We start from the raw sequence: 20,205 nt of genomic DNA, 5'->3' as shown, positions 1-20,205 counted from the left end.
CCATTGCGCTTGGCGGCGGAAAGTGTGCATCTTTTGACGCCAAACAAAGAAAATAGGGGCACGCCCGATGCAGTGGAAGGTCGGCCAGGTCAAAATCACCAAGGTCGTCGAAATGGAGACGGTCGGCTCGACCCGCTTCATCCTGCCGGCCGCGACCAATGATGAGATCCGGAAGCTGCCCTGGCTGATCCCGCATTTCGCCACCGAGGAAGGCCGGCTGAAAATGTCGATCCATTCGCTGGTGGTGGAGACGCCGACGCGCCGGATCGTGGTCGATACAGGCCTCGGCAACGACAAGCAGGGCCGCGGCGTCCCGGTCTGGAATAACCGCGACACGCCGTTTCTGGAAATGATGACAGCCGCGGGCTTTCCCCCTGAGAGCATCGACACCGTGTTGTGCACGCATCTGCATGTCGATCACGTCGGCTGGAATACGAAGCTGGTCGATGGCAAATGGGTGCCAACCTTCCCCAATGCGCGCTATTTGTTCGGCAGGACCGAATACGACTATTGGCGTGACTACACGGCCGAGCCGGACAAGGTCGCGGTGTTCAACGATTCCGTGAAGCCGGTCGTCGATGCGGGCAAGGTCGAAACGATCCCGAGCGACCACCGGCTCTGCGAGGAGATCAGCGTGATCCCGACCCCAGGCCACAGCCCCGGGCATATGAGCGTCCTGATCGAATCCGGCGGCGAGCAGGCGCTGCTTAGCGGCGACGTCGCCCATCATCCCTGCCAGATGGCCCATCTCGACTGGTGCTCTGTCGTCGATACCGACATCGCCCAATCCGCGGCAAGCCGGCACAAGGTGTTCTCGCGCTTTGCCGATACCCCGACGCTGGTGATTGGCGGCCATTTCTCGGCCGGGCATATCCGGCGGGAGGGCGATGCGTTCAGGTTTGAGGCGCTGCAATCCTAGCGGTCGTGGGGCGGCCACCCCGCGAATGAAGGGCTGCAATGCACCCCTTTTCGGCGGTTGAATTTCCCGCCGCCCTGTTCCATGAAGCTATTTAACCGATCAGTCCATCCCAAGGGAGAAACCAGAATGAAGCTTGTTCGTTACGGCGAAAAGGGTGCGGAGAAGCCCGGCCTGATCGACAAATCCGGCCAATTGCGCGACCTGTCGGCGCATCTGAAGGACCTCACCGGCGAGGCCTACTCGCCGGAATCTCTGAAGAAGCTCGCTGCGATCGACCCGGCCTCGCTGCCCGCGGTGTCCGGCAAGCCACGCTTCGGCGCGCCGGTCACCGGCATCTCGAAATTCGTCGCGATCGGCCTCAATTACAGCGACCACGCCAAGGAGACCGGCGCCGCGATCCCGACCGAGCCGATCATCTTCATGAAGGCCAACACCTCGCTGTCAGGCCCGAACGACAACGTCGAGAAGCCGCGCGGCTCGACCAAGCTCGACTGGGAGGTCGAGATCGCCGCCATCATCGGCACCCGCGCCAAGTACGTCTCGGAAGCCGACGCGCTGAACTACGTCGCCGGCTATTGCGTCTGCAACGACGTCTCCGAGCGCAACTTCCAGACCGAGCGCCTGGGTCAGTGGACCAAGGGCAAGTCGCACGACACGTTCGGCCCGGTCGGCCCCTGGCTCGCCACCAAGGACGAGATCAAGGACGTGCAGAACCTGTCGATGTGGCTCGACGTCAACGGCCAGCGCCGCCAGACCGGCTCGACCAAGACCATGATCTTCTCGATGGCCAAGTGCGTCTCCTATGTCTCGCAGTTCATGACGCTGCTGCCGGGCGACATCATCACCACGGGCACCCCGCCCGGCGTCGGCCTCGGCATGAAGCCGCCGACCTTCCTCAATGTCGGCGACGTCATCACGCTCGGCATCGAAGGCCTCGGCGAGCAGCGCCAGGAGATCGTGGCGGCGTAAGGCCTCCGCCCTCTCCCCGTCATTGCGAGCGAAGCGAAGCAATCCAGAGATGGTCCTACGGAGGCAGCCTGGATTGCTTCGTCGCTTCGCTCCTCGCAATGACCAAAACCAACTGCCGGCTAACCCGTAGGACATTCACCATGAAACTCTCCTTCTCCGCCGCCTCGCCCTTTGCCCGCAAGGTGCGCATCGCCGCGATCGAGCTCGGGCTGATCGACAAGATCGAGTTCACGCCGGCGACCGTCGCGCCGGGCACGGTCAATGAGGACTATTCGAAGATCACACCGCTGAAGAAGCTGCCGGTGCTGATCACTGATGATGGCGACGTGATTTTGGATTCCTACGTCATCGTCGAATATCTCAACGAGATGGCCGGCGGCAGCCTGATCCCGGATTACGGTCCGCGGCGCTGGAAGGCCAAGACCAACCACTCGCTGATCAACGGCATGCTCGATTCCATGCTGCTGTGCCGCTACGAGAAGATGGTGCGGCCGCAGGGCCTGCAATGGCAGGCGTGGTCGGACGACCATTGGAACCGGGCCTGGACCGGCATGGCGCGCTTCGAGAACATGCCTGAGGTACTGAACGGCCCGTTCGACATCTCGCAGATCGGCCTTGTTTGCGTGCTCGGCTATGCCGATTTCCGCTTCGCTGATTGCGGCTGGCGCAAGGCCTATCCGAAGCTCGACGCCTTCCACCAGAAGATGCTGGAGCGTCCCTCGGTGAAGATCTCGGTCCCGCCGGCGGCGTAGCGGGTCATTCCGGGAGAATGACGATGCGCGATCGATTCTCCCGCCTTACAATGCTCGGTGCGAGCCTCGTGCTCGCGCTGTCCGTCTCGGCCATCGATTTGCGGGCCGAGGGCATACCGCATGGACAAACCGACCGGGCCTGCGGATCGCCTGCAGCGATCGACGATGGCTGGGAGATCGCCTCGCCCGACAACGTCGGCATGGACGCCGCAAAGCTTTGCACCATCGCCGCGCGGCTTGCGCTGAGGGCAACCGCGCTCCATTCGGTCGTGGTCGTCAGGCATGGCAGGCTCGTCTTCGAGCAATATTTTCCCGGCTACGACGAGCCTTGGGGACAGCCCCACGGCCAGTACGAATTCACCGCAACGACGAAGCACGACATGCGCTCGGCAACCAAGAGCGTGACCTCGCTGCTCATCGGAATAGCAATCGACCGCAAACTTATCGCAGGCGTCGATGAGTCCGTACTAAAATTCTTCCCCGACGCCGCAGCGGTGAAGCAGCCGGGATGGGACGCCGTCACGCTGCGGCATCTGCTGACGATGTCATCAGGCATCCAATGGGACGAGGCGCGGGACTGGACCGATCCGAAAAACGACGAGCCGCATCTCGTCTCTGAAGCCGATCCGATCGGCTACGTGCTCGCAAAGCCGATCGCCGCGCCGCCTGATGTACTATGGACCTATAACGGCGGCGGCACTGAGCTGCTCGGCAACATCATCGAGCGCGTCTCGAAACAATCGCTGGAGGCATTTGCACGCGAAGTGCTGTTCCAGCCGCTCGGCATCACCGACGTCGAGTGGAAGCCCTACAAGAACGGCAAGATCGCGGCGGCTGCAGGCCTGCGCTTGCGACCGCGCGATGCGGCCAAGATCGGCCAGCTCGTGCTCAATCGCGGTCAGTGGAACGGCCGGCAAATCGTCTCGGCCGACTGGATCGCGCAATCGATCACGCCGCGCTTCCAGGCGGTCGGCTATTTCGGCGGCACGTTCTTCTACGGCTATCAATGGTGGATGGGCCGCTCGCTGGCCGGCGTCAAGGAGATCAAATGGGTTGCCGCCTTCGGCTGGGGCGGACAACGCATCTTCATCGTGCCCGAGCTTGATCTCGTCATGATGACGACGACGGCGCAATACGGCCAGCCCAAAGAAGGCCTGGCTGCGATCGACATCCTCACCAATATCGTCATTCCATCCGTGCGCGAATGGCACTGATCACGAGGGAAGCGAGCATGAGCCTGAAATATACGATCGGCGACCTCACCATCCAGCGTATCATCGAGCAGGAGACGTCGTTCGTCCCGGCCCTGGAGATGTTGCCGGGCCTGACGCCTGAGGTGCTGGCCGAGAACCGGGCGTGGATGCGGCAGGCCAAGGCGCTGGACGATCAAGACGTGCTGATGCTGTGCTTCCAGTCCTATGTGGTGAAGACGCCGCACCACACCATCTTGATCGACAGCTGCATCGGCAACGACAAGCCGCGACCCAATCGCCCGAAATGGAACATGAAGACCGACGACACGTACATGCGCGCACTCAATGCCGCAGGCGTCTCGGTCGATGACATCGACTTCGTGATGTGCACGCATCTGCATGTCGACCACGTCGGCTGGAATACGCGGCTGGAGAATGGCCGCTGGGTACCGACCTTCCCCAGGGCGCGCTACCTCTTCGCCAAGCAGGAATACGATCACTGGTTCGCGGAGAATGCCAAGACCGAGATCCCGCCCTTCGCCGACAGCGTGCTGCCCGTGGTCGAGGCCTCCAGGCACGAGCTGATCAGCAACGACCACCAGATCGGCGATCATGTCCGCATCGTGCCGACGCCGGGCCATACGCCCGGCCACGTCGCCATCGCAATGGGACGCGGCAAAGACGACGCGGTATTTTCAGGCGATCTCATGCACTCGCCGCTGCAAACGCTTTATCCGGAGCTGTCGATCAAGTTCGATGTCGATCCGGCCAAGGCGGCCACGACGCGCCGCAGCTTCCTCGAGCGCTATTGCGACACCGACACGCTGTGTTGCACCGCGCATTTCCCCTCCCCATCGGTGGGGAAGATCAAGCGCAAGGGCAATGCGTTCGTGTGTACGGCGGTGTGATTTAGCCGAGATGCCGTAGGGTGGGCAAAGGCGCACCGCGCCGTGCCCACCCTACGAATCTACGATTCCACCCGCGTGGAGAAGGCAATGAGTGCACTTCCCGACATCCCCCTCCCCGCCGGCATCCGCTCGCGATACGTCGACGGCATCAACGGCCTGCGCATGCATGTGCTCGAGGCCGGCTTCGAGACCAAAGGCCGGCCCTGCATCCTGCTGCTGCACGGCTTTCCCGAACTCGCCTTCTCCTGGCGCAAGGTGATGCCGACGCTGGCGGCAGCGGGCTATCACGTCATCGCGCCTGACCAGCGCGGCTATGGCCGCACCGCCGGATGGAGTGCGGATTATGACGACGATCTCACGCCATTCTCGTTTCTGAACCTCGTGCGCGACGCGCTCGCACTCGTGTCGGCGTTCGGGTACAGGCAGGTCGATCTCGCCGGACATGATTTCGGCAGCCCTGTTGCGGCATGGTGCGCATTGATACGACCCGACGTGTTTCGCTCGGTGACGTTGATGAGTGCGCCCTTCGGCGGAGCGCCGCCGCTGCCGTTGGGCACAGCCGATGCACCGGCGATGCCTCCGGTCGAAGACCCCGTGCATCGCGAGCTCGCCGCTCTGCCGCGCCCGCGCATCCACTATCAATGGTATTACGCGACGCGTCCGGCCAATGCCGACATGCTGCATGCGCCACAAGGCGTGCACGGTTTCCTGCGCGCCTATTATCATCACAAGAGCGCGGACTGGACCGACAACAAGCCGTATCCGCTCAAGTCATGGTCGGCGAGCGAGCTCGCAAAGCTGCCGACCTATTACGTGATGGACCTCGGCGAGACCATGCCCGAGACGGTCGCGAAGGAGATGCCGTCGCGCGCCGCGATCGCCGCCAACCAATGGCTGCCGGATAGCGATCTCGCTTTCTACAGCGCCGAATATGGCCGCACCGGATTCCAGGGCGGCCTGCAGTGGTACCGCTACGGCACGTCGGGAATGCTCAACAACGAGATGCAGCTGTTTGCGGGCCGCAGCATCGACGTGCCCTCCTGCTTCATCTCGGGCAAGCAGGATTGGGGCACGTATCAGCGCCCCGGCGTGTTCGAAGCGATGCAAACGAGTGGGTGCACGAAGTTGCTCGGCTGCCACCTCGTCGACGGCGCCGGCCATTGGGTGCAGCAGGAGCAGCCCGCGGAGGTGAGCCGATTGCTGCTGCAATTTCTTCGCCGCGTCGCCACAGTCTCCGCAAACTGAGCAACGTCACCCTCCCGCCACAAGTCGTTAATCGGCGGTTCAGGGAACATTCGGCAATGTCTGACGTTGCGAGATACCGGAGCTGGGTCCGGCGACCATGGAGAACGACATTGGACAAGAAGATTGCCGGACTATTGGGAGCGGTGGCCGCGCTCGGAGGGCTCGGTACCGCCCAGGCCGCGCCGGCACCGACGGATGTCCTGCAGGCGAACTCATACGCCGACCTGTTGGAGCCGATCGCAAACGCCGGCGCCCTGCTGCAAGCGATCGATGAAGCGGCCCCGCCAAAAGCCAGCGAAAATGTCCAGGTGGCTCAATTTTATCACCACCACCACCACCATCATCACCACAGCTTCTATCGTCGTCGCTACTACGACTATGACGCGCCGGTCGTGGTAGTCCCGCGATATCGGCGGTACTATCACCACCATCACCATCACCACCATCATCACAGCTTCTATCGCCGCGACTACTGAGGTCGCAGCTGCCTGGGAGTGGACGAACAGGACCTGCGGGTCCTGTTTGCTTTTGGTGACGGGAAATTGGGAAAGCTTGGCAGGTCCGCGGCAAGATCAGGAACGGCTATCCGTTCCGAGCCTTCTCCTTGGCCGCGCGATGCAGGTGACGATAAGTGCCATCGAACACCGTATCGGATGACGACGTCCACTCGGTGCCTGCCGCCAGTTTGGGGCGATTGGTGTAGATCCGGCGAGCCTGCAGCTCGCGCTCGGCCGCTTCTTCCTCGCCCATGGGCTCGAGCTCGAAATTCGCTTCCTCGGGAATGACGATGATTTGCGCGAACGGCTCGTTGGGCCTGAAGATGTGGGTTCGGCCCTCGGCCGGCGCCTTGAAGACGCAAAAGAACATCATGGGCCACCAATTGCGGATCAGCGCAGGGACGGCAATCGGCACGGTGTCAGTCGGATCGGTATAGAATCGCGGATGCGGCTCGGTGCGAACAGCCATGCCTTTTGCGACCTTGAGATCGAGCAGGATCTGATAGGTGTAGAAGGCGTCACCGAACTTGCGAAACGGCGGCCATTCCGCGCCGCTTTCGGGCGGCTCACCCCAATCGGCCTCGAGCACCAAGCGACCCTCCCTGGTCGTGACGTGAAGCTCGAAATCATAGGGATAGAACAGCTCGATGCCGTATTGCGCGCCCTCGGAAAAGGGCACGCAGTGCCAGACCTGCTCACGCGAACCGTCAGCGCGTGGTTCGCGCTTGCCGGCCCATCCGGGGATTTCGAGCTTGGTGCGGCGCGGCGCCAGCCGCGGATCGTTCAGACGAAATTTGACCTTGTCCATCATTCACCCGTCCACCCACATCCAAAGATTCGAACCTGTACGTCGAGACCCGGTTCCGTACACAAAAGCGCCGATGTGACGGCCCTTGTGATGCAAGCCTTCGCGCGGCTCGCGTGAATTGACCATGAACGAATTGCAGCCTATATCAGTTTAGAATGTTTCTAAACTACATCAGGCGCAGTCAGTGAAGAATTTTGCCGATTTGACCGAGCGTGAAGTGCTGGCGGTCGCGATTTCCTCCGAAGAGGAGGACAGCCGCATCTACATGACCTTCGCCGAGGACCTCAAGGAGCGCTATCCGGATTCGGCCAAGCTCTTCGAACAGATGGCGGAGGAGGAGCGCAGCCATCGCCACATGCTGCTGGAAATGTATGAGCAACGCTTCGGCCCGCACCTGCCGCCGATCCGCCGCGAGGACGTCAAGGGATTCCTGAAGCGCCGCCCGGTCTGGCTCGTCAAGAATCTGCCACTCGACACCATCCGCAAGGAGGTCGAGACCATGGAAATGCAGGCCGAGCGCTTTTACGTGAAGGCCGCCGAACAGGCCCAGGATGTCGGCGTGCGCCGCCTGCTCGGCGATCTCGCCGAAGCCGAGAAAGGCCATGAAAACACTGCCGCGAAACTGACAGACCAGATCCTGAGCACCGACGTGCGCGCGGAAGAAGACCGCACCAACCGCCGCATGTTCGTGCTGCAATATGTGCAGCCGGGCCTCGCCGGCCTGATGGATGGCTCGGTCTCGACACTGGCGCCGTTGTTCGCCGCGGCCTTCGCCACCCACCAGAACTGGCAGACGTTCCTGGTCGGCCTTGCCGCCTCGATCGGCGCCGGCATCAGCATGGGCTTTGCCGAAGCGCTGTCCGACGACGGCTCGCTCACGGGGCGCGGATCGCCTTGGCTGCGCGGCATTACCTGCGGCGCGATGACGACGCTCGGCGGGCTCGGCCACACCGCGCCCTATCTCGTACCCGACCACTGGGCCAACGCATTCTGGATCGCGACTGGTATCGCCGGCATCGTCGTGTTCTTCGAATTGTGGGCGATTGCGTTCATCCGCGCACGCTACATGGACACGCCATTCCTGCAGGCCGTGTTCCAGATCGTGCTGGGCGGCGCGATCGTGCTGGCGGTGGGAATATTGATCGGGGCGGCTTAGGCGACGGTGATGAAGCGACGCCGTTCACATCTCGTCGCGACCGCGACCCTCGCCGGCGCGTTGATCCTGCTTGTGTCGAACGACGACGCGCACGCTACCGACGAGATCCAGGTCTACAACGCCGGCATCGCCGATGTCGGCCAGTTCACGATCCAGCAACACCTCAACTATATCGCGCTTGGACAGAAGAGCCCCCCGTTTCCCGGCGGGCTCGCCTCCAACCACAGCCTCAACGGCACGCCGGAATTCGCTTACGGCGTGACCGATTGGTGGGAGGTCGGCCTCTATCTGCCGTTCTCCATTCAGGACGAGCGCTTCTATTCGGACGCCTTCAAGCTGAGAACGCTGTTCGTCTCGCCGCACGCCGAACAACGCAATTTCTTCTACGGCGTGAACTTCGAATTCAGCAACGAGACGCCGCCTTTCTCCCCATCCCGTTTCTCGATGGAGATTCGCCCCATCATCGGGGTGCGGAACAGCGACTACGAGTTCATCGTCAATCCGATCGTCGACGTCCATTTCGGCAAATTTGCGGAGCAGCACTTCACGCCGGCCGCGCGCATTGCGCGGAAGTTCGGCGACGACCTGTTCGCAGGCTTCGAGTATTACAGCGATCTCGGCCAGATCGGGAACTTCGACAAGCTCTCCGACCAGCAACATACGCTTTTTGCCGTCACCGACTTCAAGGCCGGTGTGTTCGATGTGAACTTCGGCGTCGGCTACGGGTTGACGCCGGCGTCCGACCGCCTCGTGGTCAAGACCATCATCGGCTACGCTTTTCCGGTGCCGGGGCAGAAATCTGATGCCGACACACGCATGAGCAGCGGGCCGGTCAATCCGTTCATCCATGCCGCGACGCGAAGCTTCCAGCCCTGACCGGCGCCGCATCAACCTCAGGACCTCCATGATGCCCCAGCTGCAATACGGTACACCGGCCAAGGTTTTCCATTGGTGCATCGTCGTGCTACTCGCCGTGCAATATCCGATCGGCTGGCTGATGCCGGACCTCCATCGCGGCATGAGCCCGGGCGCCGGAATGACGTTTCACATCTCGATCGGGATCACGATCCTGGCGCTGACGGCTCTCCGCCTTGTCTGGCGGCTCGCTCATCCCGTCGCGCCCGAGAGCTCTCTTCCCGCCTGGCAGCGCCTGAGTTCCGAGGTCGTGCACTGGCTGCTCTACGCTCTCGTGCTTGCGACGACGTTCTCCGGCTGGGTGTTTGCCTCTTTCCGGGGCTGGTCCGTCTCGTACTTCTATCTCGTGCCACTGCCGATGCTCGCGTCCGACAACGCCGCCGCCGGCCGCACCATCGACGGCCTGCACCAGGCGATGGAATGGGCGCTTCTCGTCACCATCGGCGTTCATATCGCCGCGGCGCTGGCGCACATTTTCATCTATCGCGACAGTGTCATGCGGCGAATGCTGCCCGGATAGATGTTCCAGGCAGGTCAACCGCGATCAAACGGCGGTTGCGGCATCAGCTAAAACTGCGCATCATCGCAACCAATGAAGCGCAGGAGCATGTCGTGGCGAAATCAGAATGGAGTTTCAAGAGCGCGCTCGAGCTGTCGGCCGCGTTGACGGCAAAGAAGGTCTCGTCGGTCGAGCTCACGCAGGATGCGATCGGTCGCATCGAACGCCACGACGGCAAGGTCAACGCGATCTGCGTCCGCGATTTCGACCGTGCGCTCGATGCGGCACGCGCAGCCGACGCAGCGCTGGCCCGTGGCGAGCGCAGACCGCTGCTCGGCCTGCCGATGACGGTGAAAGAATCCTACAACATCGCCGGCCTGCCCACGACCTGGGGCAATCCTGCGCAAAAGGACTTCATCGCCAAGGAAGATTCGCTGCCGGTGACGCGGGTGAAGGACGCCGGCACTGTCGTGCTCGGCAAGACCAACGTGCCGCTCGCGCTTGCCGACTGGCAGAGCTACAACGACATCTACGGCACCACCAACAATCCCTACGATCTCGGCCGCACGCCGGGTGGCTCCTCCGGCGGTTCGTCGGCGGCGCTCGCGGCCGGTTACGGCCCGCTTTCACTCGGCTCGGATATCGGCGGCTCGCTGCGCGTGCCGGCCTTTCACTGCGGCGTCTACGCACACAAGCCGACCTTCGATCTGTTGCCCTCGCGCGGCCATACGCCGCCGCCAGCTCCGCCACTCGCCTATGAGCGTGATCTCGCCGTGGTTGGCCCGATGGCGCGGAGCGCCGGCGATCTGTCCCTGCTGCTCGACGTCATGGCCGGGCCCGACCCGCTCGACAACGGCAAGGCCTACAGGCTCGAGCTGCCTGCGGCACGTCACAGCTCGCTGAAAGATTTCCGCGTCCTCGTGGTCGATACCGATCCGGTGCTGCCGACCGACGCCGCCGTGCGCGGGAGCATCAATACGCTCGCCGACAATCTTGCCAAGGCCGGTGTCAAGATCGAGCGCAATAGTCCGCTACTGCCGGATTTCGCGGCGTCCTCGCGCCTCTATATGCGAATGCTGTTGTCGTTCCTCGCCGCCAGCTTCTCTCCCGAATTCTACGCAGGCGCAGTTGCAGCGGCGGCCACACTGCCTGCCAGCGCCGACAGCCTGCAGGCTGAACGCCTGCGCGGTATCGCGCTCAGCCATCGCGACTGGCTGATAGCGCGCGGCGGCCGGACACGGCTGCGCGCGGAATGGCACGAGCTGTTCAAATCCTTCGATGCCGTGATCTGTCCTATCATGCCGATACCGGCCTATCCCCACGATCACTCGGAGGACCAGGAGCAGCGCCGGATCAGGATCGACGGCAAGGAGCACGTCTATACCGACCAGCTCGCCTGGCCCGGCATCGCCACGCTCCCCGGCCTGCCCGCGACCGCGATCCCGACGGGTTTTGCGCCGGATGGACTTCCGGTCGGCGTGCAGATCGTCGGCCCGTGGCTGGAGGACCGCACACCGCTCAAGCTGGCTGAGTTGATCGAGCGTGAGTTCGGCGGGTTCGTGCCGCCGAAGATGTTTGATGATTGAAGGCCTCATCCCAGGGAGAGGAAGCACCATGAGCCAGGACCTCGAACAGCTCACCGCACTCAACCGCGACTATGTCGCTTCCGTGCAGAACTGTGACGTCAATCGCTTCGACGAGATCCTGGCGCCGGAGTTTTACTGCTCCAACCCTGATAAGACGCTGGTCGACCGCGCCGCCTTCCTGGAGCAGACCGCACGGCCGATCGCGATCCGGAACTTGCACGCGTTTGACGTCATCATCCGCATCATGGGCGACTTCGCCATCATCCACGCGGCGACGAGCTACACCACGGCCGATAGCCAGCAGTCGACCGGGCGATATACCGATTGCTGGGCGAAGAAGAACGGGACGTGGCTGGCGGTGTCGGCGCACGTGTCGCGGTGAGGTGGGCCGCCCTCACACTCTGCAGTCAAGCCGGGCGATGACAGCTGTGTTGAGGCGGCCCCTTTGAGCAGCAGCACCTAGCTATCAAACACGATCACGCTGCGTAGCGTCTTGCCGGCTTTCATGCTGGCAAAACCCTCGTTGATCTCGCTCAGTTTCAGCTTGGCCGAGATCCAGTCTTCCAGGTGCAGCCGGCCGCGCAGGTAGAAATCCACCAGCCGCGGCATGTCGACGCGGAAATGGTTGGAGCCCATCGACGAGCCCTGGATGCGGCGCTCGCGCAGGAAGTCAAAACCGTGCAGCTCGATCTTCTGGCCGAACGGGATCATGCCGACAATGGTGGCGGTGCCGCCCGAGGCGAGCATGGCGAAGGCCTGCTCGGCGGTCTCCTTGCGGCCGAGCACCTCGAAGGAATGATGCACGCCGCCATTGGTGAGATCGCGCACCTGCTTCACCACGTCGCCGTCGGCGGGGTTGATGATGTCGGTCGCGCCCAGCTTGGTTGCGAGCTGAAGCTTGGCAGGATTGGTGTCAATGGCGATGATGCGGCCGGCACCGGCGATCTGCGCGCCGTTGATCGCGGCCATGCCGACGCCGCCGCAGCCGATCACTGCCACGGTCTCGCCGGCCGTGACCTTCGCCGTATTCACCACCGCGCCGTAGCCGGTGATGACGCCGCAGCCGATCAGCGCGGCGAGATCGAGCGGCATCTCCCTCCTGATTTTAACGATGGCGTTCTCGTGCACCAGCATCTGCTCGGCGAAGGACGACAGATTGAGGAACTGGTGCAGCTTCTCCGGCTTCGACCACTGCATCCGATCTGAGACGCCCGGCAGCATCTTCACCGTGGTGTCGGTGCAGAGCACGGTGCGGCCAGTGGTGCAGTTATCGCAGGTGCCGCAGAACACAGACAAGCAGGTGACAACGTGATCGCCGGGCTTCACATAAGTGACGTCGGAGCCGACCTGCTCGACGATGCCGGCGGACTCATGGCCGAGCACCGCGGGGAGCGGATGCGGATAAAGGCCTTCCATGAAGTGGAGGTCGGAGTGGCAGAGACCAGCGACCGCGGTGCGGATCAGGACCTCGCGCGGACCGGGCTTGGGCAGGCTGACATCCTCGATGACCAGCGGCTTGTTCACTTCATAGAGGACGGCGGCCTTCATCGAATACTCCCTATCGCATTTCTTGTTTGATCGTGGAGCGCAGCCTACGCCGCCAGAACGAGTTCGCCAACCTCGCTCATGCCGGCATCGCGATCACCGAGCAGCAGCGATCCGATCTTAGCCTGCGTGGCATTTTCCGTCAGCCGGAACGGATCACTCGGCGACACCCGGTGGTCGATCACCAGCCGCGACAGCAGCAGCCGGCGCGCATCGCCGCGCATGTCGTGGATGCGATGCGCTTCCCAAGCGAACGCGACGGCGCTGGCGACATGATAGAGCAGGCTCGTGGCCCGGCGCGCATCCGCCTCGTTCTCGGACTTGCTGGCGACCTCGCGCGCATATCCGACCGCGCGATCGACGAGGCTGCGCAAATTGTCGCGCCAGGTCTGAGGCACCGAGGCACTGTCATCGAGACGCGCATGCAGATCGGCGGCAAGCGCGGATTCGGCGCCATGGCGGCCGACGGCGCGCCGGAGCGCATCGATCGCGACGATGTTGCCGGTGCCCTCCCAAACCGAGCCGAGATGCGCATCCCGCAGCAGGCGGGGCGTGGCGAATTCCTCGACATAGCCGATGCCGCCGCGCATCTCGAGCGCATCGCCACACACCTTTCGTGCATCGCGCGTGGCACGAAATTTCAAGGTCGGTGTCAGGATGCGCAACAGCGCCGCCGCGTCCTGGCTACCGGCCTCGGCCCGGTCGAGCGCGTCGGCGGTGAGAAAACTCATCGACAGTGCCTGCTCGACCGGCAGCATGATCTTCAGCATCTGCCGGCGGCCGAGCGGCAGGTCGATGATGCGGCTGCCGAATACGACGCGGTTCTTCGCGACCGTCATCGCATCATGATAGGCGCGGCGCATCAGCGCGGTGGATTTGACGCCATTGGACAGCCGCGACGAGTTCACCATCTCGGCCATCTGCACAAAACCGCGATCGAGCTTGCCGACGGCATAAGCGATTGCGCCTTCGAGCTTGATCTCCCCTGATGCCATCGAGCGAGTGCCGAGCTTGTCCTTCAGGCGCACGATCCGGTAGTGGTTTTGCGAGCCGTCGTCGAGGAAGCGCGGCATCAGGAACAGGCCGACGCCGCGCGTGCCGGGGCCGGCGCCCTCGGGGCGCGCCAGCAGCATCACCACTTTTGCATCGGCATTCGAGCAGAACCATTTCTCGCCGTGGAGTCGCCAATGGTCGCCCTCCTGCACGGCGCGCGTTGTCAGCGTGCCGACGTCGGAGCCGCCTTCCTTCTCGGTCATGAACTGGCCGCCCTGCGTCAGCTTGCTCATGTCCGTCGAGGTCAGGCCATCGAGATACTTTGCCTTCAACGCGTCACTGCCGAAATTCGAAAGCAGCTTGGCGCAGCCATCGGTGACGTTGATCGGGCAGCCCATGCCGAATTCGGTCTGGTTGAAAAGAAACGTGAAAGCGTGTTTTGCAACGACCGGATATTTATCCGGCCAGCCCATGATGCCTTTGCGGATCGACAGCGCGTGGATGCCGAACTCGCCGAAGGCGGCGTTCTCCAGCTCGCGATAGGCCGGGTGATATTCGATCCACTGCACATCGCGGCCGAACTTGTCGCGCTGATGCAGCACCGGCGTGTGCCGGTCGGCAAGCCGCGCGCATTCATCGAGACGGCCACCGGCGAGCTCGCCGAGGCGGTCGAGATGCGGCTCGATGTGACGGAACAGCGCCTGCGACAGATGGATGCGCAACAGATCCGTCAACGCCTGATCGGCGCGGTAGAAATTCATGCCCGACGTATCCGGCGCCAGGAGGCCCGACGGCTCGGCCGCGGCATGCTTTGGCTGCGCGGTGACCGGCTTGTGCATGATCGTCCTCTTCGCTTCCGCCCGGTGGCAATTCTTATCGCTTGCCGCTTGAGATGATGTCGATCATGCTCCCGTCGCGAGAGCCGATAAAGCTGCAAATTGTCAGGGAGGCATGATCGCCGTGAAGGAGCAATTCGCTCTGCGGAATTGTGATCGGCCAGCCCGGGGCCGCGGCTGGTTGTCTGCGATGGCCATGCCTAGATCAACGCTGTCCCGTCCCCGAGAGATCACGCCAGAGACCACATCATGGAACATCCGAAATACAAGATCGCCCTCATCGTCGGTGCCGGCGAAGGCCTGAGCGCCTCGCTGGCGCGGCTGCTGTCGGCGCAAGGCATTCGCGTTGCGCTGGCCGCCCGCAAGATCGAGAAGCTGGGTGCGCTCTGCAGCCAGACCGGCGCAAGGGCCTATGCCTGCAACGCCACCGAGCCTGAGGAGGTCGAGCGCCTGTTCGGCCTCATCGAGCGCGAGATCGGCACGCCCGACCTCGTCGTCTACAACGCCTCTGGCCGCGCACGCGGGTCGTTCGTCGACCTCGTCCCGGCCGACGTCGCGAACGCAATCGCGGTCAGCGCCTATGGCGGCTTCCTCGTGGCGCAGCAGGCCGCAAAGCGCATGGTGCCGAACCAGCACGGTGCGATCCTGTTCACCGGCGCCTCGGCCAGCGTCAAGGGTTATGCGCAGTCAGCTCCGTTCGCGATGGGCAAGTTCGCGCTGCGCGGCCTTGCGCAGAGCATGGCGCGCGAATTGTCGCCGCAAGGCATTCATGTCGCGCATTTCGTGATCGACGGCGGCATCCGGAGTGCGACGCGCACGGAAGCGGCGGACAAGCCGGATTCGATGCTGGATCCCGATGCGATCGCCGAGAGTTACTGGAACGTGTTGCAGCAGCCGCGCAGCGCCTGGAGCTGGGAGCTGGAGCTGCGGCCTTGGGTCGAGAAGTTTTAAATTGGGTTTGTCATTCCGGGGCGGTCCGCAGGACCGAACCCGGAATGACGCCAAGAAATGGGGAGGCGAACATGACCACGGAAACCACCATCGACACCGGCACCAACGAACTTCTCTGCGTCATCCGCGACCGCGTCGCCGTGATCACGCTGAACCGGCCGGAGGCGCGCAATTCGCTGTCAGACACCCTGACGCCGGCGCTGCGCACGATGATCCGTAGATGTGGCGAGAGCCCCGATGTCGGCGCGCTCCTCATCACCGGCGCGGGCGAGGCGTTCTGCGCTGGCGGCAACGTCAAGGGCATGGGGGCGCATCGCGACCCCAAGACACTCGAGATGTCGCAGGAAGAACGCATCGCCGATCTCCAGGAGCGGCAGCGGCTGCTTACCGGCGCGCTGGTCTCGGTGCGCAAGCCGACCATCGCAGCCCTGCCCGGCCCTGCGGTCGGCGCCGGGCTTGCCATCGCCATGGCCTGCGATATCCGCATCGCCGCGCGATCGGCCTTCGTCGCCACCGGCTATGCCCGCATCGCGCTGTCGGGCGATTACGGCATCGCCTGGCTGCTCACCCGCCTCGTCGGCACCGCGCGGGCGCGCGAATTGCTGTTCACCGGCGACCGCGTCGATGCCGCGCGCGCGGAGGTCATCGGTCTCGTCAATCGCGTCGTCCCCGACGACAAGCTGCAGACCGAGGCCTTCGCTTTGGCAAAGTCGCTCGCCGAAGGCCCGCGCCTGGCGCTGCGCTACATGAAGGACAATCTCGACGAGGCCCTGCTGTTCGACTTCGAAACCGCCAGGGATCACGAAGCCGAACGGCTGGTGCGCCTGACCACGACTGCCGATCACAAGGAGGCGGTGCAGGCGTTCATCGAGAAGCGGAAGGCGGTGTTTACGGGGAAGTAGAAGGACGCCGCTCGACAAAAAGAAGCCCGGCGCTGGCTTGGCCAGGCCGGGCTCGGAGTGGTGTCAGGCCGAGGCTGAGGGGCGTTCGGCCTGACGGGAAAGCGCAGGGAGACGCCAGCTCGCGCAGGGAATGTCCTTTGGCGCGACGTTGATCTCCTTGTCGAAGCGCACCAGCTTCCAATCATCGGGATGATTGACGAAGGCAAAGCCGGATTTGCGTGCGAGCGAGATCATGGTTTCGTTGGAGCGCAGCGTATCGCCGAACATGTGCTCGGCGCCGAGCGCGGCAGCGCGGCATTCGAGATTCTTCATGAGCGCGGTCGCGACGCCGTGGCCCTGCCAGCGGTCGTCGACCGACAGGCCAAATTCGAGCGTCGACGTCTCGGCGTGGAGCGCGTAGCGCGCCTCGGCAACGATCGTCTCGAAGCCATCGACCATCTTGGTCGCGACCACGGTAAAACGCTCGCGCGTTCCGACGTCGAGGAATTCGCTCAGCAGCCCCTTCGGCAATTCGCTGATCGCGCCAAAGAATCGGTTGTAGCGGGAGCGTGTCGTCAGCGAACGGAAATAGTGCTGAAGCTCGTCCGTATCGCGCGGTTCGACGAAGCGGAGGTTGACCGCCTCCCCGTCGCGGGTGCGCAGCGTATCCGAATATTGCTTCAGCTCTTCGAGGCGATAGGTGCTCATGACACGAGCCCAAGTGTGGATAGCAAAGAGGGGACCGCCGGCGCCCCTGTGATCAGGCGGCGCCGGCCTGACGGCCTATCAGGCCCGCCAGAAGGGTTTGTCGGCCTCAAAGGCAATGTCGGTCCAGGACAGGCCGACGTCGTGGAGATCGCGGGCGGTCCAGTTGGTCAACTCGCGCCGGGTCCGGTAGCGCTCGTGCCAGACATGGATGGTCTCACTGACCTGCTGGATCAGGCCCGGTGCATGATGATTTGTCATCGAATTCTGGGTCAAAGTGGACATCTTCAGCTCCTTGAGCTAACTTGAACGCTAATATGTGCCTCCAGGTGCACTGCGACAAACGACAATTTGTACCTCTTCGCATGAAATAAGCTCATGCATCCTGCTGCCAAATGACTGCCAGATTGCCGTCCCTGAACGGATTGCGGGCGTTTGAGGCTGCTGCGCGCCATCTCAGCTTCACGTTGGCCGCCAGCGAGCTGAACGTGACTCAGACCGCGATCAGCCATCAGATCCGCCGGCTCGAGGAGGAGCTCGGCATCCGTCTCTTCATCCGGCAGAACCGCGCGCTGGCCTTGACGCCGGAGGCGCGCGACTACCTCCCAGGTGTTCGCGCCGCCTTCAACGATCTCCGGCTCGCCACCGACCGGCTCTTGCGCAAGGACGACGACAAGGTGCTGACGGTCTCGACGCTGGCCTCGCTCGCCGCAAAATGGCTGCTGCCCCGGCTTGCTGATTTCCAGGATGCGCATCCCGACATCGACGTCCGCATCACCACTTCCACCAGCCTGGTCGATTTCCAGCGTGACGACGTCGACGCCGCGATCCGCTACGGCCGTGGCCAGTGGCCGGGCCTGCGCGCCGACTGGCTGATGGCGGACGAGCTGTTCCCTGTGTGCAGCCCCTCACTGCTGCGCGGCGACAAGCCGCTGCGTCAGCCGGAGGATCTGCGCGGCTATCCGCTGCTGCACACCTCCAATGCCAACAGCGACGACTGGCGGCTCTGGCTGACGGCGGCCGGGCTGCCGGCCGACATCGCCAAGCAGCCCGGCATCACCTTCGACATGATCTTCATGACCATCCAGGCCGCGATCGACGGCATCGGCGTGGCGATGGGACGAACCTCCTACGTCAAGGACGACATCGCCAAGGGTCGGCTCGTGGTTCCCTTCAAGATCGCGCTGCCGGCCGATGCCGGCTTCTATCTCGTCTCGCCGGAGGGCCGTCGCGAGGTGCCGAAACTCGCCGCCTTTCGCCAATGGATGATCGCTGCGACGCAGAATAAAGCCTGAAAAATCATCAGCTTCCGCAGTGAAATGGGTTGACTCGCAAGGCCTCGCGCGAGAGGGGTTAGGCAGATTGTCGCAGCAGCAATCTGTCGCCTTGCCGTGAAAATGAGTTCCGGTCCGGCCGCGTCTTCAAGGGGAGCAACGTCAATGGCTGGACCAGCAGCATCATCAAATCCGCCCGAGCTCAAGTCGCGCATCGGCGCGATCCTGCGCGCGACATCGGGCAATTTCCTCGAGCAGTTCGACTTCTTCCTGTTCGGCTTCTATGCGCAGGACATCGCCAAGGCGTTTTTCCCCGCCGCGGACGAGACCGCGGCACTGCTCAATGCGTATGGTGTGTTCTGGCTTGGCGCGCTGATGCGCCCAGTGGGCGCCATTGTCCTCGGCTCCTATATCGACCGTATCGGCCGCCGCCAGGGCCTGATCGTCACGCTCGCGCTCATGGCGCTCGGCACTGTGGTGATCGCCTTCTGCCCGTCTTACGCAGCGATTGGCGTTGCCGCACCGGCCATTGTGCTCATTGGCCGGTTGATTCAGGGCTTCTCCGCCGGCGTGGAGCTGGGCGGCGTCTCGGTCTATCTGTCGGAGATCGCAACACCAGGCAATCGCGGCTTCTACACCTCGTTCCAGTCCTCCAGTCAGCAGGTCGCGATCTTCGTCGCAGCGATCCTCGGTTTCATCCTGCGGGAAGCTATCCCCGGTGACACCTTCCTGGATGTGTTTGGGGGAGTCGCGAAGTGGCGCATCCCGTTCTTCGTCGGCTGCATCATCATCCCCGTGATTTTCTTCCTGCGGCGCTCGCTCGAGGAAACGCCGGCGTTCCTGGCCATGAAGAAGCATCCGACCGCACGCGAAGTGTTCGCGTCGGCGCTCGCCAACTGGCGCATCGTCATCCTCGGCATGATGATTGCCGTGCTGACCACGACCACTTTCTACTTCATCACGGTCTATGCCCCCGGCTTCGGCAAGCAGCTCAACCTTTCGCCGACGGGAACATTGCTTGTGACCCTGCTCGTTGCCGTGACCAACTTCATCTGGAATCCGGTCGGCGGCGCGCTGTCCGACCGGATCGGCCGCAAGCCCGTGCTGGTGACCATCGCAACCCTGTCATTCCTGACGGCTTACCCTGCGCTATCCTGGCTCGCGGCAGCTCCCACGCTCGGGAAATTGCTGGCCGTCCAGATGATGTTCTCGTTCTACTTCGGCGTTTACAGCGGCACGATGCTGGGATGTCTGGTCGAGATCGTGCCGGCCCATGTCCGGACCACCTGCTTCTCGATCGCCTTCGCACTGGCTGCGGGCATCTTCGGCACATCGACGCCGGCTGTGGCGACCAAGCTGATCAGCATGACCAACGGCGACAAGGCCTCGCCGGCGTACTGGCTCATGTTCGGCGCCGCGCTCGGCATCATCGCCGCGCTCGTGGTTTATCGCGGCGGCGGCAAGACGGTGCCGGTCTATGATACGGCCGTCGAGCCGGCGACGGGGCATTAGGATGGTCGTTGTTCTTCGCCTCTCCCCGGCTGTGGGGAGAAGGAGCGCAGCTCCCGTGCGG

Annotated in this window: 21 protein-coding genes; 16 read left to right on the top strand and 5 right to left on the bottom strand. The window is 63.3% G+C overall.

Annotated elements, in window-relative coordinates; all coding sequences use genetic code 11:
- Positions 1 to 67 precede the first annotated feature (67 nt).
- The 7 genes from L6637_RS13250 (at position 68) to L6637_RS13220 (ending at position 6,462) form a co-directional block, all read left to right on the top strand.
- Positions 68 to 919, top strand: coding sequence for an MBL fold metallo-hydrolase (locus tag L6637_RS13250; protein ID WP_237870901.1), 852 nt, complete (start codon positions 68 to 70; stop codon positions 917 to 919).
- Positions 920 to 1,045: 126 nt separating this feature from the next.
- Entirely contained in the window at positions 1,046 to 1,888 is an 843-nt protein-coding gene (locus tag L6637_RS13245; RefSeq protein ID WP_237864012.1) for a fumarylacetoacetate hydrolase family protein, read from the top strand.
- A gap of 140 nt (positions 1,889 to 2,028) precedes the next feature.
- Positions 2,029 to 2,640, top strand: coding sequence for a glutathione S-transferase family protein (locus L6637_RS13240; RefSeq protein ID WP_194464747.1), 612 nt, complete (start codon positions 2,029 to 2,031; stop codon positions 2,638 to 2,640).
- Positions 2,641 to 2,663: 23 nt separating this feature from the next.
- Positions 2,664 to 3,854, top strand: coding sequence for a serine hydrolase domain-containing protein (locus L6637_RS13235; protein ID WP_237870899.1), 1,191 nt, complete (start codon positions 2,664 to 2,666; stop codon positions 3,852 to 3,854).
- A 17-nt stretch (positions 3,855 to 3,871) separates the two neighbouring features.
- Entirely contained in the window at positions 3,872 to 4,741 is an 870-nt protein-coding gene (locus L6637_RS13230) for an MBL fold metallo-hydrolase (RefSeq protein ID WP_237870897.1), read from the top strand.
- Between the two features lie 87 nt (positions 4,742 to 4,828).
- Entirely contained in the window at positions 4,829 to 5,986 is a 1,158-nt protein-coding gene (locus L6637_RS13225; protein ID WP_276575735.1) for an alpha/beta hydrolase, read from the top strand.
- A gap of 110 nt (positions 5,987 to 6,096) precedes the next feature.
- The gene (locus tag L6637_RS13220; RefSeq protein WP_237864014.1) at positions 6,097 to 6,462 is read left to right on the top strand and encodes a hypothetical protein; all 366 of its coding nucleotides are present in this window, start codon (positions 6,097 to 6,099) and stop codon (positions 6,460 to 6,462) included.
- A gap of 106 nt (positions 6,463 to 6,568) precedes the next feature.
- Here the strand turns inward: L6637_RS13220 and L6637_RS13215 are convergent, their stop codons facing one another.
- Positions 6,569 to 7,291, bottom strand: a complete 723-nt coding sequence (locus L6637_RS13215) for a hypothetical protein (RefSeq protein ID WP_237870957.1) — start codon at positions 7,289 to 7,291, stop codon at positions 6,569 to 6,571.
- Between the two features lie 184 nt (positions 7,292 to 7,475).
- Between L6637_RS13215 and mbfA the strand changes: the two genes are divergently transcribed.
- From mbfA to L6637_RS13190, 5 genes are all read left to right on the top strand, one after another.
- A complete protein-coding gene (gene mbfA / locus L6637_RS13210; RefSeq protein WP_237864015.1) occupies positions 7,476 to 8,447 on the top strand; it encodes an iron exporter MbfA in 972 nt (323 codons plus the stop codon).
- Between the two features lie 9 nt (positions 8,448 to 8,456).
- A complete protein-coding gene (locus L6637_RS13205) occupies positions 8,457 to 9,323 on the top strand; it encodes a hypothetical protein (RefSeq protein ID WP_237870895.1) in 867 nt (288 codons plus the stop codon).
- 28 nt (positions 9,324 to 9,351) lie between these two features.
- A complete protein-coding gene (locus tag L6637_RS13200; RefSeq protein WP_237864017.1) occupies positions 9,352 to 9,882 on the top strand; it encodes a cytochrome b in 531 nt (176 codons plus the stop codon).
- Between the two features lie 92 nt (positions 9,883 to 9,974).
- Positions 9,975 to 11,447, top strand: a complete 1,473-nt coding sequence (locus L6637_RS13195; RefSeq protein ID WP_237870893.1) for an amidase — start codon at positions 9,975 to 9,977, stop codon at positions 11,445 to 11,447.
- 28 nt (positions 11,448 to 11,475) lie between these two features.
- Positions 11,476 to 11,829 carry a nuclear transport factor 2 family protein gene (locus L6637_RS13190; RefSeq protein WP_237870891.1) on the top strand — a complete coding sequence of 118 codons (354 nt, stop codon included), beginning with the start codon at positions 11,476 to 11,478 and terminating at the stop codon, positions 11,827 to 11,829.
- 77 nt (positions 11,830 to 11,906) lie between these two features.
- Here L6637_RS13190 and L6637_RS13185 read toward each other — a convergent pair whose 3' ends face one another.
- Both L6637_RS13185 and L6637_RS13180 read right to left on the bottom strand, forming a co-directional pair.
- Complete coding sequence (locus L6637_RS13185) at positions 11,907 to 12,995, bottom strand: Zn-dependent alcohol dehydrogenase (protein ID WP_237870889.1); 1,089 nt, start codon at positions 12,993 to 12,995, stop codon at positions 11,907 to 11,909.
- A gap of 44 nt (positions 12,996 to 13,039) precedes the next feature.
- Positions 13,040 to 14,824, bottom strand: coding sequence for an acyl-CoA dehydrogenase family protein (locus L6637_RS13180; protein ID WP_237870887.1), 1,785 nt, complete (start codon positions 14,822 to 14,824; stop codon positions 13,040 to 13,042).
- A gap of 246 nt (positions 14,825 to 15,070) precedes the next feature.
- On the opposite strand from L6637_RS13180, the gene L6637_RS13175 reads away from it, so the two are divergent.
- A complete protein-coding gene (locus tag L6637_RS13175) occupies positions 15,071 to 15,772 on the top strand; it encodes an SDR family NAD(P)-dependent oxidoreductase (RefSeq protein ID WP_237864022.1) in 702 nt (233 codons plus the stop codon).
- 71 nt (positions 15,773 to 15,843) lie between these two features.
- Positions 15,844 to 16,674, top strand: coding sequence for an enoyl-CoA hydratase (locus tag L6637_RS13170; RefSeq protein ID WP_237870885.1), 831 nt, complete (start codon positions 15,844 to 15,846; stop codon positions 16,672 to 16,674).
- Positions 16,675 to 16,737: 63 nt separating this feature from the next.
- Here the strand turns inward: L6637_RS13170 and L6637_RS13165 are convergent, their stop codons facing one another.
- On the bottom strand, positions 16,738 to 17,361 hold the full coding sequence (locus L6637_RS13165) for a GNAT family N-acetyltransferase (protein WP_237864024.1): 624 nt from the start codon (positions 17,359 to 17,361) through the stop codon (positions 16,738 to 16,740).
- Positions 17,362 to 17,439: 78 nt separating this feature from the next.
- Positions 17,440 to 17,643 carry a DUF1127 domain-containing protein gene (locus tag L6637_RS13160; protein WP_237864025.1) on the bottom strand — a complete coding sequence of 68 codons (204 nt, stop codon included), beginning with the start codon at positions 17,641 to 17,643 and terminating at the stop codon, positions 17,440 to 17,442.
- Positions 17,644 to 17,753: 110 nt separating this feature from the next.
- Here L6637_RS13160 and L6637_RS13155 point away from each other — a divergent pair, with 110 nt between their 5' ends.
- Together L6637_RS13155 and tcuC are read left to right on the top strand one after the other, a co-directional pair.
- Positions 17,754 to 18,653 (top strand): transcriptional regulator GcvA, encoded by a 900-nt coding sequence (locus tag L6637_RS13155; RefSeq protein ID WP_237864026.1) that lies wholly within the window; start codon positions 17,754 to 17,756, stop codon positions 18,651 to 18,653.
- Positions 18,654 to 18,797: 144 nt separating this feature from the next.
- A complete protein-coding gene (gene tcuC / locus L6637_RS13150; RefSeq protein ID WP_237864027.1) occupies positions 18,798 to 20,144 on the top strand; it encodes an MFS transporter in 1,347 nt (448 codons plus the stop codon).
- Positions 20,145 to 20,205: the final 61 nt, after the last annotated feature.

Origin of the sequence: Bradyrhizobium zhengyangense, from assembly GCF_022012435.1 — a bacterium.
GTDB classification, from domain to species: domain Bacteria; phylum Pseudomonadota; class Alphaproteobacteria; order Rhizobiales; family Xanthobacteraceae; genus Bradyrhizobium; species Bradyrhizobium zhengyangense.
The sequence above is the reverse complement of the archived record's forward strand: the minus strand, read 5'-3'. Positions and strand labels throughout refer to the sequence as shown.

Coding starts and splice junctions, on each gene's coding strand:
- L6637_RS13245 (WP_237864012.1), top strand. CDS start 1,046: ATGAAGCTTGTTCGTTACGGCGAAAAGGGTGCGGAGAAGCCCGGCCTG.
- L6637_RS13185 (WP_237870889.1), bottom strand. CDS start 12,995: ATGAAGGCCGCCGTCCTCTATGAAGTGAACAAGCCGCTGGTCATCGAG.
- L6637_RS13240 (WP_194464747.1), top strand. CDS start 2,029: ATGAAACTCTCCTTCTCCGCCGCCTCGCCCTTTGCCCGCAAGGTGCGC.
- L6637_RS13160 (WP_237864025.1), bottom strand. CDS start 17,643: ATGTCCACTTTGACCCAGAATTCGATGACAAATCATCATGCACCGGGC.
- L6637_RS13250 (WP_237870901.1), top strand. CDS start 68: ATGCAGTGGAAGGTCGGCCAGGTCAAAATCACCAAGGTCGTCGAAATG.
- L6637_RS13180 (WP_237870887.1), bottom strand. CDS start 14,824: ATGCACAAGCCGGTCACCGCGCAGCCAAAGCATGCCGCGGCCGAGCCG.
- L6637_RS13155 (WP_237864026.1), top strand. CDS start 17,754: ATGACTGCCAGATTGCCGTCCCTGAACGGATTGCGGGCGTTTGAGGCT.
- L6637_RS13170 (WP_237870885.1), top strand. CDS start 15,844: ATGACCACGGAAACCACCATCGACACCGGCACCAACGAACTTCTCTGC.
- L6637_RS13215 (WP_237870957.1), bottom strand. CDS start 7,291: ATGGACAAGGTCAAATTTCGTCTGAACGATCCGCGGCTGGCGCCGCGC.
- L6637_RS13235 (WP_237870899.1), top strand. CDS start 2,664: ATGCGCGATCGATTCTCCCGCCTTACAATGCTCGGTGCGAGCCTCGTG.
- L6637_RS13205 (WP_237870895.1), top strand. CDS start 8,457: ATGAAGCGACGCCGTTCACATCTCGTCGCGACCGCGACCCTCGCCGGC.
- L6637_RS13190 (WP_237870891.1), top strand. CDS start 11,476: ATGAGCCAGGACCTCGAACAGCTCACCGCACTCAACCGCGACTATGTC.
- L6637_RS13225 (WP_276575735.1), top strand. CDS start 4,829: ATGAGTGCACTTCCCGACATCCCCCTCCCCGCCGGCATCCGCTCGCGA.
- L6637_RS13175 (WP_237864022.1), top strand. CDS start 15,071: ATGGAACATCCGAAATACAAGATCGCCCTCATCGTCGGTGCCGGCGAA.
- L6637_RS13165 (WP_237864024.1), bottom strand. CDS start 17,361: ATGAGCACCTATCGCCTCGAAGAGCTGAAGCAATATTCGGATACGCTG.
- tcuC (WP_237864027.1), top strand. CDS start 18,798: ATGGCTGGACCAGCAGCATCATCAAATCCGCCCGAGCTCAAGTCGCGC.
- L6637_RS13200 (WP_237864017.1), top strand. CDS start 9,352: ATGATGCCCCAGCTGCAATACGGTACACCGGCCAAGGTTTTCCATTGG.
- L6637_RS13230 (WP_237870897.1), top strand. CDS start 3,872: ATGAGCCTGAAATATACGATCGGCGACCTCACCATCCAGCGTATCATC.